Raw genomic sequence first — 17,264 nt, 5'->3', positions numbered from 1 at the left:
GTCGCCGCGCGGCGGCGCATTCACCAGACACAGCAGCCGCTCGCGGCCATCGCCTGAAAGGTTGCCAAGATCATCGCGATCCTGCGCGCAGATGTAGACGGTCGCCTCGTCGGGCAGGCGACCGCGCTTGAAGATGGCGTCGAATTCGGCCACATAGTCGCGGCAGAAGAAAACGTTGTGCCGCACCAGCGGTAACCCCGTGGTCCGCGTATACAGGTTCCAAGTCACCGCCGACAACGAGCGCGACGCAACCGGCGTCGCACGCGCCGCGCGCTTGACATCCGGACCGAATAACCCGGCCGCGAGGGTGGCCACATCGGCATTGCAGACGATACCGTCAGCTTCAAGGCATTCTCCGTTGCTCAGTTGAACGCTGCGCGCCCGCCCCCGGCCGACGTCGATCGCACACACGTCAATCCCGTAGCGAAACCTGACGCCGCGCGCGGCGGCCAAGGCTGCCAGCGCTTGCGGTAAACGGTAGGTACCGCCGTCAATCATCCAGACACCGGCTAACTCCACGTGGGCTACGATACCGAGCGTCGGCGGGGCCTGGAACGGTGATGAGCCCACATAAGTCGCGTAGCGGCCGAACAACTGGCGCAAGCGTTGATCGGGAAAATAGCGGCCGAGATCGCGCCAGAGCGTCGAGTAGGGTCTAAGCCTGGCGACATTGAAGAGTCCGGAATCCAGCACCAGCGACAGCGGGGTCGGATTGGCCCGGTGGATAAACGCCTGCTCAAGGGTCCGGTACATGTCGCTTGCACGCGCGCAGAACGCGCGAAAGAGCAGCGCCTGTTTGACGCCCGCAAAGCGGCCGATGGCGTCGGCAGAGCACTCGACATCGGCGTACAGGTCCAGTCGCTCATCCTCGCTCCACGCGTGCCGTGCAAGGATTTCGGCGCGGCGTAACGTCACATGCGCGTCCAGGGAGGTGCCGGCATAGGCAAACAGCTCCTCGAACACGGGCCGCATCGTGACCACGGTTGGTCCGGCATCCATCGCCGCCGCGCCAACCATGACTTGGCGAATCTTGCCCCCAGGGTATGCGGTGCGTTCAACCAGCGTGACATCCAACCCACGCGCCGCCAGGCGCAATGCCGCAGCCAATCCGCCGATCCCAGCCCCGATGACGACAATGCGTTTCTCAGACATCGCTTCGACATTCCCCTTGCGGCCCCTCGATGGCGGCCGCGGTACGTCTGAGTCGGGTTGAGCAGTTCCAACCGGTCGCGCTATCGCTGACCGGGCAGGTTAAAGAGTCTGAGTCCAGCCTCACTGCGACGCCTTTTAGTCCCCAGCAAGATCCTCGAGCACGGTGGCGGCCGCGATGCCGCCCGAGATGGCCGCCATTGGTATACCGGCCCCCGGATGGACGGTCCCGCCCGCCAAGTACAGGCCGGGGATGCGGGTCTTGGCACCGGGGCGGTCAAACGATGCGCGCCAACCATGGGAGGCCCGCCCGAATACGGCACCGCCGGAGGCCGGGTAGCTCCGCTCAAAGTGCGCGGGCGTCGTGATCACGGCCTCACACGTTTGCTCCAAGGTCAGGCCGCAGTGCTCCAGCAGGCCAAAGACCCGCGCTTCGCACCGGCGAATCTCACTGTCGGCAATGGTTTGGGTATCGCCCCGGGCCGGCGCATTGACTACCAGCAGTAGCCGCTCGGGACCTTGGGGAGCGGCAGCGTCGGGATTGTCTCGATCCTGCGCGCAAATGTAGACAGTCGGGTCCGACGGCAGCCGCAGCTCATCGAACACGGCATGAAACTCCTGCGCGTAGTCCGGCGGGAAAAAAACGTTATGGTACTGGAGCGGGAAGCCCTGCGGCTTGGCCACAAGATTCCATGTGACCACCGAATGAGAGCGCTTGCCGGCAGCGACCGGCGGGATCGCACGGCTCACCTGCCGGCCCATCAACCCGGCCCCGATGGCCGCCGCGTCACCGTTAAACACGACCACATCGGCCTCAAGATGCTCACCGCTGGCAAGCCGCACGCCAGCCACCCGCCCGCCCCGCACGACGATTTCAGCGGCCGGCTCGCTATACCGGAACGTCACGCCGTGCTGCGCACCAAGCACGGCCAGCGCCTCCGGCAAGCGGTGAATTCCCCCCTCAATGGCGTGCACGCCACGGCTTTCGACATCCGCGATCAGCATCAGCGTGGCCGGCGAAAGATACGGCGACGAGCCGACATAGGTCGCATAGCGCCCGAACAACTGGCGCAGCCGTTCATCTTTGAAAAAATCACCCAAGGCGCTCCACAGCGACGTGAGTGCTTTGATCTGCATCAGCTCGCCAAGATCACTCACACCAAAACGGCCGAAGATCGAGATTGGGGTCGGCCGCGACGAGAGCATGAACGGGCCCTCCAGCGCGCGGAATACCCGCTTGGCATGTCGGGCAAACCGGAGAAAACCCGCGGCTTCGGCCGCGCCCGCAAACTCACCGATGGCCTGCGCCGAACGTTCGTGGTCTGTGTATAGGTCCAGCCGCTGATCCGGACCCCAAGCGTGGCGGGCAAGCACCACGGCGCGGTTCAACACGACGTGGTCGCGAAACACCGCACCGGCCTCGGCGAAGATCTTCTCGAACACCCAGGGCATGGTCAGGACGGTGGGGCCGGTATAGTAGCTGCGCTCGCCACTTTGCTGCTCGCGGAGCTTTCCGCCGCAGTGCGTACCGCGCTCCACCAGCGTCACGTTGAGTCCGTGGACCGCCAGCTTGAGCGCGGCGGTCAGGCCACCCATGCCGGCCCCAATGATGACGACTCGTTTCTTACCCATTGGCACGCCTTGTCAGGTTACTATGCTGCCCAGTGCAGAGCGTCTAAATTTAGAATCAGGAATTCTCAATCGCCCAGTTTACAGAGGTTGCACCAACTTGGGCAACTGGTAAGCTAGCCAACGTCTGCTTGCAGGTCCGCGGGTATGCCCGTACCACCCTTCGTTATTCGGACGGCGGCCGACATTCTGCGCTTGCGCTCCCGCTGTTATCCAGGAGGGGCGGCGGGGGTAGCGGTCGGTGGATGTTAGCGGGCGCGCCCTACGAACTGCGCAAAGGCGAGCGAAGACGCCTGCCCCTAGGCGCCAGGTCCTGGGAAACGCCGGGGTAGTCCTGCAATCTGAAGGCTAAATTTGAGGCAAGCTACTGACTTTACAGAGATCAAGGCCCGGCAGTTTGCAGCAATATAAATAATTTGAAGGGTTGCATGCCCGATTTAGAGCGAGCACGCAGGACGCCGCCGGCGCATCGTGAGCACGGGGGCCAAATGCCTGAACATTTAAGTCAATGAGGGTTACCAAATGAACTACGCGGGGAGACGTACTTGGCCGGACAAATCCAAGTCCTGGGAATACCTTGGGGCCGCCGAGAGCATCGACGATTTCGCCTTGCGGTTCGCTACCGATTGCAGCCTGGACGCCAACACCGAGTTTGTGGTGATCGAAAAGGCGGGAGCGGAATCCGACATCCAGTTTTTCAAGGTCGCGCGGGTGGCGCCCTATGCCTTGATGCCGGCTGAACCGCGGGTTGAGGGTGCGCACTCGGCTGGGCAGGCGCCCCCCCCGCAACTCACGAGCAGTCACGATATACGCAAGACACTGCTGGCGAACGCACGGTTTTACCTCAAGGTCTGTTTTACCGCCGTCGCGTTCTTCGTGTCCGCCGCGTGGTTGATGCAGATTTTCGGCTTAACCAAGTAAGCACATCCGCCGCCGGCGGGCGGCCAAGTCCCGACCCGCGACACATCACCATCCATCCAGTGATGCGAGTTTATCAGCTCAGATGCCGGGCGAGATCCCGCATGCCCCGGAACGCCGCTGACGAGAGCGCTCCCGGGGCGCAACGGATACCAGACGACTCAGGTCCCGCCCCTGCTATTCGCTGGTTATCGGCGGTTGTGTCTCTGGGCGTCGCGCCCACCCCTTCGGTGTCCACGGCGCCCCCACCCAGAGGATACGCCACTGATCCGCCAAGGTGGTTTCCATCGCGAAGAAGCGGTGGATGACCGGGTCAGGCAGGAGATAGAACCGCTCCATAAGCTTGCGCCTCTGCGCATCATGGAAAAAGCCGAACATCAGCCGATTCAGGAAGGCAAAAAAGACTGCCTGGACACGCATGCGGCGAACGAGTCGCCGCCACTGCGGCCCAAAAACCTGTTCGATCGGCACTTGCGAGAGATGCTCGGCGAGACGGATCGCCGCCGCAAACGAGTAACCGGTACCGGGATTGAACCAGCCGCCCGTGTACCCACCTTGAATTGGACCGCGGGCTTGCGGATTAAACACGTTGCGCGAGGGCATCGGCAGCACGCCGACCTCGGTACGCAAGACCCGCTCGATATCCAACCCCATGGCGGCGGCATCGGCGACGAGCGGGGCGCGTAACGCGTCGGCGTCGATCTCGGGACTATTGGAAAAATAAGTGTCCTCGACAAGCACACGATCTGGCGCGAACGGTAACACATACAGGAAGCGGAAGCCGTTCCTTTGGGTGCAGCGCGTGTCCATCAGGATCGGTGCAGTGATCGGCGTCGGGCGGCGCAGCTTGCACTCCAGGCCCACGAACTTCTGGTAGCCGCCGCCGCTTGCGTCCGTGCGACTTTCCGGCCCACGGGCATCGATCACCAGGCGGCCGCGCAGCACCGTTCCGTCTTCCAGTGTGGCGGACGTTGCGTCGCTCGCCCGTACCCTGACACCGGTGCGGATCCGGATGTTCGGGTTGTCGACTTCCGCCTGCTTGAGCAGTCGCTCGAGGTGCTCAGAGCTCAATGAGCTGTAGGTGCCGTCGACCCAGCGCGACGACTGGTGGAAGTGCAGTTGATACCCCGGCCAGGTGTATTCGGCCACCGGCGCGGCCCACGACCTGGCCGCGACCGGCAGATCCAGCGCCTGAAACGACCAAATGTGATTACCGCCCAGGGACTGGCCCTGCTCCAGCATGAGCACGGTCGCCGTGGGGTTGCGCTTGGCCAACGCCAACAAGATCAGCGCATTCTGTAATCCCCCGCCAATGAGCAGATAATCGGCGTCGCTTTGCTCGTAAAACCGTGATGCCATTTGGTGTACCTGTGACCTTACGTAAAGGGGTCGCCGCCGCGCGGTCCGCGGGGCCAATGCGCCCGGCCCGCGGCAGGGGCGTCGCAGACATCGCCCGGCCTGCGTGGCGCGCCGCCGCGGTCGGCGATTTCCGTGCCATGTTAGCATGCGCACCGTCCGTTTCTCACCGCTGCGGCGACCCACGGTTCGCTTGCTCGCGCTTGACGGGGGTCAACGCTGGCGATCACCGTTTCGCCTAAACTGGCCTGTTGTAGCCAAGGTCCGGGATCCCGAATTGCGGCTGGCACAACGACAGGATCGGCCTCCCCAGATTGGACGAGATCGATCGATGTCATTTGAAGAGAGTAAATAGTTAACTATGAAACGCCGCATTTTCCTTCGAAACGTCGGACTCGCGACATTGGCTGGAACAGCCGTGGGCGCCGCTGGCCTCTCTGCCATTCAGCCGCGCCGGACGATCCTGCCGTTCGCCGTCGCGGACAACGATGCGCTGCCGGAGCGTCCCGCCGTTGCGAAGCGGGTCCTGGTCGTCGGCGGCGGTCTGGCCGGTATCGCCGCGGCGTATGAACTGCTGAAGCGCGGATTCGCTGTGACCTTGATCGAGCGTGCGAACCAACTCGGCGGTCGGCTGACCGGGTGGCAGGTGCAAGTCGAGGGCGAGACCATGGCCATGGAGCATGGCTTTCACGGTTTTTTCAACCAATATTACAACCTGAAAGGACTGCTCGCCGAGACCGGACTGTTAAAAAACCTGAAGCCGGTTCGCGATTACCCGATTCTCTTCAAGAACAAACCAATGGAGAGCTTCACCAATACCACGACCCTGTTTCCGTTCAACCTGCTCGCGGTCGTCGGCCAGGCCAAGTCCGTCTCGCTGTTGGATTTCTATCCGCCCTCCGACGCGCTGTATGAGTTGATGCGCTACCAGCCGGAACGGACATTTCGTAAGTTCGATGACATCGACTTCAAAAGCTTCTGCCGGGATATTAACCGGCCTATGGTCGATACGATCATCGAACCCTTCGCACATACCTCCTTCAATCAGTTCCACCAATACTCGACCGCCGAGGGTATCCGCTTTTTTCACTTTTTCTACCTCGGCAACCCAGACGGTATGGGCTACGACCAAACCATCGACGACGCCATGACCTCGGTAGTCACACCCCTGAAAGACCTACTGATTGCGTTGGGCGGTAAAGTGTTGACCGACATGGAGGTCGAGCGCCTGGTGGAAACGGATGGGCGCATCACCAAGCTGGTCTTGCGGTCGGCGGGGAGTAGTCAGGGTGAAGCACACCAAGTCCCGGCCAACGCGGTAGGGAACGACTGGCAACCGACCCGTTCCAAATCCGGGGAGCTTTACTTCGTCAAGCGGGACGACCGCGGCGACTACGCAGCGCTGTCGAGCCGCTGCACGCACATGGGCTGTCCAGTTGCGCTAGACCCAGCCACCGGCGGTTTCGCCTGTCCTTGCCATGGTGCCAAGTATGATCGGCAGGGCGTGCCGACCGCGGGTCCGGCCATTCTCCCCCTGCCCGCGGTGGCGGCAGAGTTGCGGGGAGATGCCGTGCACCTGACGGCCGCGCCGCTTCAGTCTACTACCGAATATGCCGCGGATTATTTCGTACTGGCCTGCGATGTGCCTGGACTCAAGAATATCCTGGCCCATTCCGAGATCTCCGATCAGACTCTGGTCAGCAGCGTCGCGCGCTTGGGCGTTGCCGACCCCTACATCGTCTGGCGCATCTGGCTCGACCGGGAGCTGCGCCCGCAATATGTTCCTTTCTATACCGTCAGCGGCTACCGTTACGTCGATTCCATCGCCATCTACTCGCAGTTGCAGCCGGCGTACGAGGACTGGGCGCGGCGTCGGCGCGGCGCCGTCGTCGAGTTGCACGCCTATGCCGTGGAAGAACATAACGTCCTGCCGGAAGCCGAGATCAAGCGGCTGATGCGGGCGGAATTGGATGAGCTGATCCCGGAATTGCAAGGGGCCGAGATCATTCACGACATTTACATGATGCAGCAGAATTTTCCGCGCTGGGCACCGGGCGACCATGCGGGGCGGCCGGGCGTCGCAACACCGTTCGACAACCTGTTTCTCGCCGGGGACTTCGTCAGGCTGGAGGTGCCGGCCAATCTGATGGAGGCGGCTACCATGACCGGCAGGATGGCGGCAAATCGTATCCTGGCGGCGGAGCACTTGCGTGAGAACCCAATCCCGGCCGTGGCGCTGGTCGGTCCGTTAACGACAGGCGCCTGACTCCGACGGCGCCCGTCGGATCACACCGGCGCACCTAACCATATTATAATAAAGGATTTTACTGCGATTATCCCGGCTCGGTTTCAGCCGCCTGCATCCTCCGCCTAGTCGCGGCCGAGACGCGTCTGGCGTGCGGATCGCAAGGTCAGGCTTATGTAAGTCAACCTTGACACAAATAAATGTCAGTTGGCCTTGACAGAGGCGGCTGCGGGGTTACAATAAGCCCAGATCGCCGGGCTGTTCCAAGACGATACGAGTCGGGGACCACACAAGTCAGGATGCGATGCGCCAAGGCGTTGCGATCTATAATAGACGGCGGGTGTCTCTGCGGCCATAGTCCGATGGGGACGGTTTTTCACAGCGTCATTTGAGGTTATGAAGATGAATTCTGGCAATATCTCGGGACTGACCAACGAACAGGCAAAGGAATTTCACGAGCACTGGAAGCATGGTGTGTGGAGCTGGGTGATGATCGCATCCGCTGTCCACTTGGTGACTTGGGCTTACCAGCCCTGGTTCTAGTCAGGCATCGTCCAAAATCCACAACCCAAGGTAATTTAAATGAAAGTTCCTTATCTGCTGGCCGATGAGAAGATCGTCAAGATTGAGCATCCGGAAGAAGACTGGAAGATCTGGACCGTAATCAACCCAGCCAACTGGATGGTTCCGTGGTTCATCGTGCTGATGGTCCAAATGTGGATGATTCATACTTATGCCCTGGCCCTGCCCGGCTATGGCTGGAAGGATGCCGCTGCCAACGCGTACGCCGCCAAACAACCCGTCGTGGTAATGGCCCCCGCTCCTGTCGCTCAGTAAGATAAAGCTCCGCAGGCGCTGGCTCGCGTTAGAACGCGGGCCCAAGTGCCCTGATATAAAAAAGCGACTTCGCCCTTGAGGTGAAGTCGCTTTTTTTACGGCTACTTATTATGAGGTATAGCTGAGCTGATAACGCGACGCGTGATCAGGCCGCACCTCTCCCTACGGTAATGGATATTACTGTGCCGTATTAGCCTTCAATCAGAGGCAGCATTTACGCGGCAGTCACTGCGGCTCGGGTAACCGAGCCGCAGTGTTTCTGTTGTCGAACGAAAAGCAGGTTCAGTGCCTTGAAGGCCATGCCGCCGCTCAAGGCCCCGTCACCGATCACCGCGACCACCTGGACGGCGCTCCCCGTGCTGCCGGGCGGCGGCTCGGCGATGGCGCGCAGGCCCGCGGGGCTATCAATGGAATGGAGCAGCGGGTGCCGGTGAGGCAGAGTCCTGAATTTCCTGCGCGTCGTGGTCAGGCGCGGGCGACTAGGAGACGCATCAGCAGGGGCCGCCGCGTGGAAACCTCGCGCACCGTGGTGAAGCCGGCCTGGTGCAGCATGGCGGTGAGCTCCTTACTGGTACGCGGACGCCCGCTGCCCATGGCCCACAGATAGAAACCGAAGTAGGCTTCGCCAATCGGCTCCGCCCCCGGCGTCCCGGCCATCGGTTCGGCCAAGAGTAGGGTCCCACCGTCCGACAACGCCTCACGGGCGGCGCGCAGGAGCCCCACCACTGGACCATCGTCGTGGTCATGGACCACGCGCACCAAGGTGATCAGGTCAGCTCCTGACGGTAGGGTATCGCGAAACAGGTCGCCGCCGATGGCTTGGGCGCGGTTCGCCAACCCCTCGCGCGCCAAGCGCTCCCTGGCCTGCTCAACCACCGCGGGCAGGTCGAAGAGCCGCAAGTCCAAGTGCGGCCAGCGGGCCGCGACCGCCGCCAGAAAGGTCCCATTCCCGCCCCCCAGGTCCAGCAGCCGACGGTGCGGCTCCATGGAATAGCTGTCCAGAATGTCACTACTGACCAGTCCCTGCGAGTCGCTCATCAGGGCGGTGTAGTCGCGGGTGCTACCGGTCTCCAGACGCTCTGGCGCCGTGCTGTCGGCATAGGCCCAATAGGCCCCCAGATGGGTCGTGCGCCGGTCACGCAGCAGACCCACGGGGTCCGCCAAATCGCGGTAGAGCATAGCGTGGTGACGCACCATCTCCACGATCCCCGGATTGCCGCGCAGGGCCGCCCCCAGTTCGCCTAGGGCATAGTGATCCGCGGCAATGCACTCAACCAGTTCCAGGGACTCGGCCGATTTGAGCAAGCGCCAAGTCGCGGGCTCCGGAAGATCTAGACGCCCGGCCAAATCGCGCACGCTCAAAGGACCTTCGGCAAGCAGGTCGAAGAGATCCAACTCGATACAGGCAAAGAGGATCTGCGAGTAGACAAATCCTGCGCACAGGTCGAACAGATTCCGCGCCCGGCGCCGGGCGAGCGGCCGCGTCAGCGGGAACCCGGCCACCCAGCGCTGGAAGCGCGGGGATGCCAGGAGCCGATTGCGCAGGTCCAGCCAGCCTCGATGCCAGCCCGCGACCCGCCCGCCGGGGACCACGGCCGGTTCGATATACCGCATCGGGTCCATACTAAATCCCTACTGGTGTACAGTTTCAGCGTCGGCATGTCGATGATCGCTAACGCTTAAGTTAATCTGAAAAGGATAGACGTTTTCCCCTGCCTCGTCAATTAATTTTCATTCCGAGCCAGTTGCGCCGCACCTACATTTCGTCATCAACCACGACCTTGCAGACAACGGTCGCTGGAGGTTTGCCTAACAGTGCGAATGCCTCGCTGTCAACGCTTCTTGACACGAAGCTATGTCAAGCTACACTAACCACGGCTACGTGGTAGCCGGCCAGCGTCGCCCGGGGCGACTATCCGAATCGCTGCTGTGCGGCACTAACACCCGGGGCGCGCCCAGAAATATGGCTTCGTTCTAAACCCTATAATAGAGGTAGTAATTTAAATGGCTGTGTGGAAAACGCCCAAATCGCCTGGCGTCGCTGGCGGACCAGCGAAGCCCGCTGAGCAGAAAACCGCGAACCAGGCGGCCCCGGTCGGCGGGCTATCAAAGTCCGCTGAGCAGAAAACCGCGAACCAGGCGGGCCTCGTTGGTGGATCAGCGAAGTCCACTGGGCAGAAGGCCGGGAACCTATCGGGCCTCACCGACGCACAGGCGAGAGAATTTCACGAGCACTGGAAGCATGGCGTCTGGAGCTGGGTGATGATCGCTGCGGCCGTTCATCTGGTGACCTGGGCATATCAACCCTGGTTCTAGGGGAGCCGCTTCCCCGCGACCCGGTTACTCTGCAACGCATGCGTGCCCGGGGTGCGATCGGAATGATTGTTCGCGTGTCGGCGACTCGTCGGCTGTCGTTCCGGCCCCAGACCCCGCCGGTCATCGGACCGTGCCGGGGCCCGTGACCCTGACAGGCCCCGAGGGATTCATCAGCCCTGCTCGGCTTGATGTCGGCCGCCACCCTGTTCCGCCTGGTCGCGTCCACGGCGACCTTGTCTTGCGGTCCGCAAGCCCGCTTTATGTAAGCTGGCCCTGACACAATTAAATGTCAGTTAGTCTTGACACGGTCGGCCGACGGGTTAAACTAATGCCGAGATCGCCGGGTGGCTCTAAGACGAGACAAGCGCAACGGTACTGCGATCTAGCGATCTATGCAGCGTGTCCCCGCCACCGGCGAAGGGACACTGGTTTTCACAACATTGTGAGGTTACGAGAATGAATTCTGGCAACATCTCGGGTTTGACCAACGAGCAGGCGAAGGAGTTTCATGAGCACTGGAAGCATGGCGTGTGGAGCTGGGTGATGATTGCATCCGCGGTCCACTTGGTGACTTGGGCCTATCAGCCTTGGTTTTGATTCGGCTTCGCGCAAACTCACACATACAAGGTAAATGAAATGAAAGTTCCCGTTCTGATGGCCGATGAGAGCGTCAAAATCGAGCACCCGGAAGACGACTGGAAGATCTGGACCGTGATCAACCCCGCCAACTGGATGGTGCCGTGGTTTATCGTGCTGATGGTCCAGATGTGGCTGGTCCACAGCTATGCCCTCTCCCTGCCCGGCTATGGCTTCAAGGATTCCGTCGCGAAGCTGCACGCCCCCGTCGCCGTGGTCGCCCCGGCCCCCGTTCAGTAAAGATCGCCCCGCGCTCCGATAGGGGATCGAGACTGCGGGCCTAAGCCCGCAGTCAATCGAGTGCAGCCTTTCCCTCACGGGCAAGGCGATCTTTATCCAAACGCTCTTAAGAGGTTTAGAATATGAATTCCGGCAACATCTCGGGTCTGACCAACGAGCAGGCGAAAGAGTTTCACGAGCATTGGAAGCATGGTGTGTGGAGCTGGGTGATGATTGCGTCCGCGGTCCATTTGGTGACCTGGGCCTATCAGCCCTGGTTCTGATTCTCTCTGCTCTGGTTCACGTCTTACACTAACGGGGTATTTAAATGAAAGTTCCGTATCTGATGTCCGATGAGTCCATCGTCAAGATCGAGCATCCGGAAGAAGACTGGAAGATCTGGACCGTGATCAATCCCGCCAACTGGATGGTGCCGTGGTTCATCGTGCTGATGGTCCAGATGTGGCTGGTTCACAGCTATGCCCTCTCCCTGCCCGGCTATGGCTTCAAGGATTCCGTCGCGAAGCTTCACGCTCCCGTCGCCGTGGTTGCCCCGGCGCCTGTCAGCAAGTAACTGACGGCCTTTAGGGGTCAGTCGACACGGCTCAGGTTTCTGAGTCGTGGTGATTGCGTTCCCCGCACCCTGCCTGCTAAGTACTTCAATGTAATGAATTATATAACAAAATTTTTGCACCTACATGATTGATCAAGGTGTCGCATTGTTTTGGCTCTTATAGCGATTGACGAAAGATACTTACGATCCGTACGCACGGTTGATTCGCTCAGTAGCCGCTCGCATTGTCCTCGGCACTTGCTGCCGCATACTGCTTCCCGTCCTGTAACTGTTCCCGTGACCTCATCGACAACGAGGCGGAATGCGCCCTGAGTCATTAGGTGATCACCCGGCGAATCGTTACGGGCTCCCGCGCCCTTACCCTACCAGCGCCAAGAACCGCCCCTAACGCGGTGCCTGGTCGTAACCTTAGCTCGCGCCCGCGTCGTTTCTGCTCGCAGTCTAGAACCATCGGCACCCCGTCAGGGTCTCCGTTCATTCGGCCAGTTGGAACAAAGCGATGAATCGGATGTCGATATTGTTGACAACAAAAACCACACTGGTATTGTTGCGCGTTTTCCTGGCGGCAGGGGCTGTCTACTTGGTGGATAATTCACCATCGATCGCCAGAAGCACGCTGTTTCGCTGCGGCGCACGGATCGACTGGTTCAACACCAGCAAGCACATTTTGTGAATAGTGAAATCTTCATTGACGATCGAGTTGCTCATGTAAAATAGACGCTCCTCCGCCACCCAGTCAATGCATTTCCGTTCATGCCAGGTGCCAGGTTCAGCAAGCGGGTGATCTTCGGGGGCAAGTTGCTCGACGTCGTCAGCAGCGGCCCCGTGGGCGCACCGGCGGATGGAGTCGCTCCTCTATATGAGAACGGGGGTACCGATGGCGGGGTGGTTGACAGCATCGTGGGTGCGCAAGGACCTCGCGACATTGAGGAGATCGTAGCGCCCATCTCCAGCCGGGTGCGCGGGCAGGTGCGGGTTTACCCGACGACCATCACGCGCCGGGATTTCCAGTTGGACGCCGTCGGCCGTCACCGCTGGTGGCTCATCGCTTCGATGGCGCGCGTTGAGGTCGCCTTCAAGCGGCCGGACCTACGCACCAGTACCGGCTATCTCGACACCAACTCGGGCAGCGAGCCCCCGGAACAGGGCTTCGGCCGCTGGGACTGGTCGCGGGCCGACCTGCGTGACAAGACCGCCATCCTTTACCATGCCCCGTCCCGGAGCGGCAAAGAGACCTCGCTGGCCCGGCGCATCGATCGCCCCGGACGCATCGAGCCGTTCATCGCCCCGCCCCGCATTACCCTGCCGCACAGCCGAATCTGGCGCATCGGGCGAGGCACCCGTCGCGAGCCGGAATGCTGGGCGCACATCGACCGCACCCTGGAAGACACGCCACTCTATGCACGCTCCGTTATCCGGACACGGTTGCTCACACGCGAGATACACTTGATCCATGAGCGCCTAAGCTTGGATCCTTTCTCCTCGGTGTGGGTCCAGGCCATGCTGCCGTTTCGCATGCCGCGAGTCATCAGGTAACCGTTGCGGCGCGGCCGTTGGCCGCACCCGAACCTTAGAGAGTGCGACATCACCGCCATGAAAATCGGGCACACAGACCCTCCTAAAGACGACGACTCACGGGAGACCGATCGCTGGACGGTCGCTGACCTTATCGACCTGGAATATTACCTGGGCGCCGACGAGCAGCTGCTGCACGAAGGCACCGCGGCCCGCAGCGCACTGACGGAACGCGACCGCACACTCTATCTGAACCGGATTGCCCCGGCCGTCGCCACCATATTGCCCCATACGACCCTGCACCGGCGTCGGAGCCTGCGACGATGGCTGCGCGAACGTCGCGCCGCGGAACGCCCCGAACGACGTCTGTTGCTGCCCGGGCGCACCTTCGTCCAGGCGCAGCGACTCACCGCGCTGGGGCTGGCGGTGCTCGGATTCCTGATCGGCATCGGCGCAGCCTCCGCCCTGCTGAGTTACGATGGTCATCGCCCGATCAATGTTGCCCTCTATATCTTTCTTTTGGTTTTCGTCCAATTTCTGTTGGTGGGGGGGGCCACGATCGCCTGGCTGGTGCGCCGCGCACGGCCAGTGGGCCAAACGGTCCGGGATCTGAGCCTGCTCGGACGCCTGATCCGACCCCTGGTGACCCAGGTGAGCCACTTGCTGCTACGCCAGCACCTCGCCTCCACTCGCCAGGAGGTCAAGGACGGCACCGCGACCCAGGTCGGACGCCTGCGCTCCCAATTCGCACTCTACGGACCTGTCTCCTTCCTCCCGATGCTGATCCCGGCGCAGGTCTTCGGCGTCGCCTTCAACCTAGGCGTGATCCTGACGACGATCGGGCTGGAGTCGTTCACGGACCTGGCCTTCGGCTGGCAAACCGCGCTGGACCTCAGCCCCCAGTTCATCCATGACTTGGCCCGCGTTGTTGCCACGCCCTGGGGTTGGCTGTTCGGTGAGGGGGTCGGCTATCCATCGCTGGAGCAGGTCGCGGGCTCTCGCATCCTGCTCAAAGACCCGCTGTACCTACTCGACGCCGACCACCTGCGCTCCTGGCGCTGGTTCCTGGTACTGGCGGTCTGCACCTATGGCCTCCTGCCGCGACTCCTGCTGCTCGGCGTCTCGCTCCTGACCCAGCGGCACCTGCTGGAGCGACTGCCCTTCACCCAGGGCCGCACCCAGGCCCTCTATGCCCGCCTGCTGACCCCCACGGTCGAGACAGCCACCCACGGCAGCGGGCATGGAACCGCGATGCCGATCCCTGCCCCCGTCACGCACCAAGGCCCACTGGCACGACCGATCGCCGCCCCCCCAACGCGCCCGACAACCCCGCACTTGACCGACCAGGTGGCGCTGACGGGATCCATGGGCGCGGCACTGCAGAGCACCCCCGTGCCGGTTGCGGAACGAGGAAAGTCGGCACCCGAATGTCAGAACCCCGAGCCGACACCGCTCCCCACGACTACACACTTAGGCGCAGCGGCCTCGCGGCCCGCCACACCCAAGCCCGCACCAGCGGCCGCGGCCGAGCAGCGACGCCCGGCTCACGAGGTGCTGCCCCGGCCTGGGGCCGGGCCGAAAACCAAGTTCAAAACCGAAGGTCCGCCGCATCCGGAAACCAGGCCCACCACCGACAGCGCACCAGGACCAGCGCCCGACAGCAGACTGAAGCCGCCGCCCCAACCCGACCTGCAGCCGGCACCGAAGCCAATACCGGTACTGGCTTCGGAACCGGAGCAGCAAGCGAGGTTTGCTCCGGGGTCGCGGCCCCCACCCACGAGTACGCCGCAACCGATAGCCAAGCCGCAAGCCCAGTCTGAACCGGCGGTTGAGCCCGCACCCGAGCCCACGGCAGCACCGTTAAAACCCCATAGGACTGAGGTTCCGGGCAGCATCGCCGCCGACGCCTGCCTGGTGCTGGTCCAACTCGATGTGGACGAACTGATTGAAGAAGCACAGCGCCCCCGCATGGCGGAACTGGTCGGGGCACTCACCGGCTGGCGGGTCGCCGCGTCCGCCTCCTTTGGCTCGGGCAGCGCCATGACCGCCGGGGTGGTGAACTGGGTCGAGGGCCAACGCTGGCAGGCCCCTCCGGCACGGGTCGCGGTCATCATGGACGGCTCCCAGCCGCCGATCACCGAGAACCTGCACTTCCTGCGCGAGTTGCGCGCCGCCGCCGGCACCCAGGCGCAGGTGCTGCTGGCCCTGGTCGGCGACCCCCAGGACGACGACCCCCTGCCGCCGGTGCGCGCCTTCGACTTCACCGATTGGCAGCGCAAGATCGCCCAGTTGGGTGACCCCTATCTGCGGCTGGACATGCTGGCCCCCGGGGGCGGTGGCGGAGATGCATGATGGCGCTTGAGATCCCACGCCTGGCGATTATGGGACACCCCAACGCGGGGAAGTCCTCCGTGGTCGCGACCCTCACCGAAAACGACCGCATCGCCATCGACAAACGGGCCGGTACCACCACCGAATCCGATGTCTATCCGGTCATCATCGACGGCCAAACGGTCATCGAGTTCATCGACACGCCGGGCTTCCAGAACCCCAGCGCGATCCTGGAGTGGTTCCAGGCCCATAACGCCCAGTCGGACCTCGCCGGGGCCTTTGTCCTGGCCCATCGCGCCGATCCGCTGTTTGCCCACGACTGCGCCCTGCTGGAACCGGTCGGGGCCGGGGCCGGTATCATCCTGGTCGTGGACGGATCCAAGCGCATCAAGGAGAAAGACCGCATCGAGATCGAACTCCTGCGCCTGACCGCCCGTCCGCGCATGGCGATCCTGAACAACCTCACCAAGCAACCCCGTTACATGGAACAGTGGCAGGACGCCCTGAGCAAGGCCTTCAACTCGGTGCGTGAGTTCAATGCCCATCGCGCCACCTACGCCGAGCGGATCAAGCTCTTGAGCGCACTCAAGAGCATCGACCAGCGCTGGGAGCCTCGCCTGGAGCAGACCATCGACGCCTTCGCGCGGGACTGGGAGCGGCGCATCGACCAGGCCGCCACCACCATCCTGGACCTCTTGCGTGAGAGCCTCTCATTTCGCTACAGCGAGAGCTTCAAGAACAACAAGCTGGTCTTCAAGAGCGGCCAGGAGCGGGCCAAAGACGACGTGATGGCCGCCTTTGGGGATGGCCTGCGGACCCTGGAGGTCAGGGCCCAGGAACAGATCCGCGCCAACTTCCGGCACAACGTCTGGAACCTGGCGCCGGGTTCGATCCTGGACCAGGACCTGCTGTCCGAGGAGGTCAGCAGGTCACTGGGGATCTCCCGCGGCCAGCTCGCCCTGGCCGGGATCGCCGCGGGGGCCGCCTCCGGGGCCACGATCGATCTGGCCACCGCCGGGAGTTCCCTGGGTGCGGCTGCCTTTCTCGGGGCTGCCGCCGGGGGCCTGCTGGGATTCATGGGGGGTAATGCCCTGGCCAAGCTCGATATCGAACAGGCGGCCGGCACCCAGCGCTTCACCGTGGGTCCGGTCACCAACCCGAAGTTCCCGTTCATACTGCTCGATCGGATCATCCTCTACAGCGCCCGGGCCATGAACTGGGCACACGGCCGCCAGGCCGCCGATGAGGATGCCCCCGACCGGGTGCCCGACAAGGAGATCCCATCCAAGGGCTTCACCGAGTCCCTGAGCGCATCACAACAGCGTGACTTGGCGCGGTTCTTCAGCGCGGCCCGACACGGCAAGTCATCGGACCGTGAAGACATCTGCCGAGAGCTTATCAAAGTGATATTGCGCGACGTCGCGGAGGGCCGCATCGACAGCCGGGCCAATCTGTGAGCGGCGCCGCCCCCTGCTGGACCTGTTCTTAACTCAGATAGGCTGCGACAACGATGCCGTTGAGCGCTGATTTGGCATCGGG

At 62.5% G+C, this 17,264-nt stretch carries 17 protein-coding genes and 1 pseudogene; 12 read left to right on the top strand and 6 right to left on the bottom strand.

Translation table 11 applies throughout. From position 1 onward, the window contains the following. Both A39O_RS0123045 and crtD read right to left on the bottom strand, forming a co-directional pair. The coding region (locus A39O_RS0123045) for a phytoene desaturase family protein (RefSeq protein WP_020507030.1) at positions 1-1,152 on the bottom strand (1,152 nt) is incomplete at its 3' end. A 135-nt stretch (positions 1,153-1,287) separates the two neighbouring features. Continuing rightward, positions 1,288-2,745: a 1-hydroxycarotenoid 3,4-desaturase CrtD gene (gene crtD / locus A39O_RS0123040; RefSeq protein ID WP_020507029.1), complete on the bottom strand. Its 1,458-nt coding sequence runs from the start codon at positions 2,743-2,745 to the stop codon at positions 1,288-1,290. A 555-nt stretch (positions 2,746-3,300) separates the two neighbouring features. Between crtD and A39O_RS34760 the strand changes: the two genes are divergently transcribed. Then, entirely contained in the window at positions 3,301-3,699 is a 399-nt protein-coding gene (locus tag A39O_RS34760) for a hypothetical protein (protein ID WP_020507028.1), read from the top strand. Between the two features lie 174 nt (positions 3,700-3,873). Here A39O_RS34760 and crtY read toward each other — a convergent pair whose 3' ends face one another. After that, positions 3,874-5,055, bottom strand: a complete 1,182-nt coding sequence (gene crtY / locus A39O_RS0123030) for a lycopene beta-cyclase CrtY (protein WP_020507027.1) — start codon at positions 5,053-5,055, stop codon at positions 3,874-3,876. Between the two features lie 358 nt (positions 5,056-5,413). Between crtY and A39O_RS0123025 the strand changes: the two genes are divergently transcribed. From A39O_RS0123025 to pufA (A39O_RS0123015), 3 genes are all read left to right on the top strand, one after another. After that, positions 5,414-7,318: an FAD-dependent oxidoreductase gene (locus A39O_RS0123025; RefSeq protein ID WP_026199674.1), complete on the top strand. Its 1,905-nt coding sequence runs from the start codon at positions 5,414-5,416 to the stop codon at positions 7,316-7,318. Positions 7,319-7,699: 381 nt separating this feature from the next. Beyond that, positions 7,700-7,840 carry a light-harvesting antenna LH1, beta subunit gene (gene pufB, locus A39O_RS43665; RefSeq protein ID WP_020507020.1) on the top strand — a complete coding sequence of 47 codons (141 nt, stop codon included), beginning with the start codon at positions 7,700-7,702 and terminating at the stop codon, positions 7,838-7,840. Positions 7,841-7,879: 39 nt separating this feature from the next. Next, the gene (pufA, locus tag A39O_RS0123015; protein WP_020507024.1) at positions 7,880-8,134 is read left to right on the top strand and encodes a light-harvesting antenna LH1, alpha subunit; all 255 of its coding nucleotides are present in this window, start codon (positions 7,880-7,882) and stop codon (positions 8,132-8,134) included. A 214-nt stretch (positions 8,135-8,348) separates the two neighbouring features. On the opposite strand, the gene A39O_RS43660 is transcribed toward pufA (A39O_RS0123015), so the two are convergent. Then, positions 8,349-8,465: a 1-deoxy-D-xylulose-5-phosphate synthase N-terminal domain-containing protein gene (locus A39O_RS43660; RefSeq protein WP_407635661.1), complete on the bottom strand. Its 117-nt coding sequence runs from the start codon at positions 8,463-8,465 to the stop codon at positions 8,349-8,351. A gap of 134 nt (positions 8,466-8,599) precedes the next feature. Continuing rightward, complete coding sequence (locus tag A39O_RS0123010) at positions 8,600-9,757, bottom strand: methyltransferase (RefSeq protein ID WP_020507023.1); 1,158 nt, start codon at positions 9,755-9,757, stop codon at positions 8,600-8,602. A gap of 564 nt (positions 9,758-10,321) precedes the next feature. Between A39O_RS0123010 and pufB (A39O_RS42900) the strand changes: the two are divergent. The 5 genes and pseudogenes from pufB (A39O_RS42900) to pufA (A39O_RS0122985) all read left to right on the top strand — a co-directional run. Further along, a pseudogene (gene pufB, locus A39O_RS42900) lies at positions 10,322-10,450 on the top strand (light-harvesting antenna LH1, beta subunit); the annotation flags it as partial. 456 nt (positions 10,451-10,906) lie between these two features. Then, complete coding sequence (gene pufB / locus A39O_RS0123000; RefSeq protein WP_020507020.1) at positions 10,907-11,047, top strand: light-harvesting antenna LH1, beta subunit; 141 nt, start codon at positions 10,907-10,909, stop codon at positions 11,045-11,047. A 39-nt stretch (positions 11,048-11,086) separates the two neighbouring features. Then, positions 11,087-11,326, top strand: coding sequence for a light-harvesting antenna LH1, alpha subunit (pufA, locus tag A39O_RS0122995; protein WP_026199672.1), 240 nt, complete (start codon positions 11,087-11,089; stop codon positions 11,324-11,326). A gap of 122 nt (positions 11,327-11,448) precedes the next feature. Then, a complete protein-coding gene (pufB, locus tag A39O_RS0122990; protein ID WP_020507020.1) occupies positions 11,449-11,589 on the top strand; it encodes a light-harvesting antenna LH1, beta subunit in 141 nt (46 codons plus the stop codon). Between the two features lie 44 nt (positions 11,590-11,633). Next, positions 11,634-11,879, top strand: a complete 246-nt coding sequence (pufA, locus tag A39O_RS0122985) for a light-harvesting antenna LH1, alpha subunit (protein WP_020507019.1) — start codon at positions 11,634-11,636, stop codon at positions 11,877-11,879. 576 nt (positions 11,880-12,455) lie between these two features. Here the strand turns inward: pufA (A39O_RS0122985) and A39O_RS43250 are convergent. Continuing rightward, positions 12,456-12,587, bottom strand: coding sequence for a hypothetical protein (locus A39O_RS43250; protein WP_020507018.1), 132 nt, complete (start codon positions 12,585-12,587; stop codon positions 12,456-12,458). Between the two features lie 45 nt (positions 12,588-12,632). On the opposite strand from A39O_RS43250, the gene A39O_RS34750 reads away from it, so the two are divergent. From A39O_RS34750 to A39O_RS0122965, 3 genes are read left to right on the top strand one after another with little or no spacing between them, the layout of a single operon-like run. Further along, positions 12,633-13,415, top strand: a complete 783-nt coding sequence (locus A39O_RS34750) for a hypothetical protein (protein ID WP_020507017.1) — start codon at positions 12,633-12,635, stop codon at positions 13,413-13,415. A 57-nt stretch (positions 13,416-13,472) separates the two neighbouring features. Next, a complete protein-coding gene (locus tag A39O_RS0122970; protein ID WP_020507016.1) occupies positions 13,473-15,746 on the top strand; it encodes a DUF2868 domain-containing protein in 2,274 nt (757 codons plus the stop codon). Then, positions 15,746-17,182 carry a GTPase/DUF3482 domain-containing protein gene (locus A39O_RS0122965; protein ID WP_026199671.1) on the top strand — a complete coding sequence of 479 codons (1,437 nt, stop codon included), beginning with the start codon at positions 15,746-15,748 and terminating at the stop codon, positions 17,180-17,182. Before A39O_RS0122970 ends, A39O_RS0122965 begins: the two co-directional genes overlap by 1 nt. Positions 17,183-17,264 lie beyond the last annotated feature (82 nt).

This window comes from Lamprocystis purpurea DSM 4197 (assembly GCF_000379525.1).
In the GTDB taxonomy this organism is placed as follows: Bacteria; Pseudomonadota; Gammaproteobacteria; order Chromatiales; family Chromatiaceae; genus Thiodictyon; species Thiodictyon purpureum.
This window is presented reverse-complemented; position numbering and strand designations above follow the sequence as displayed.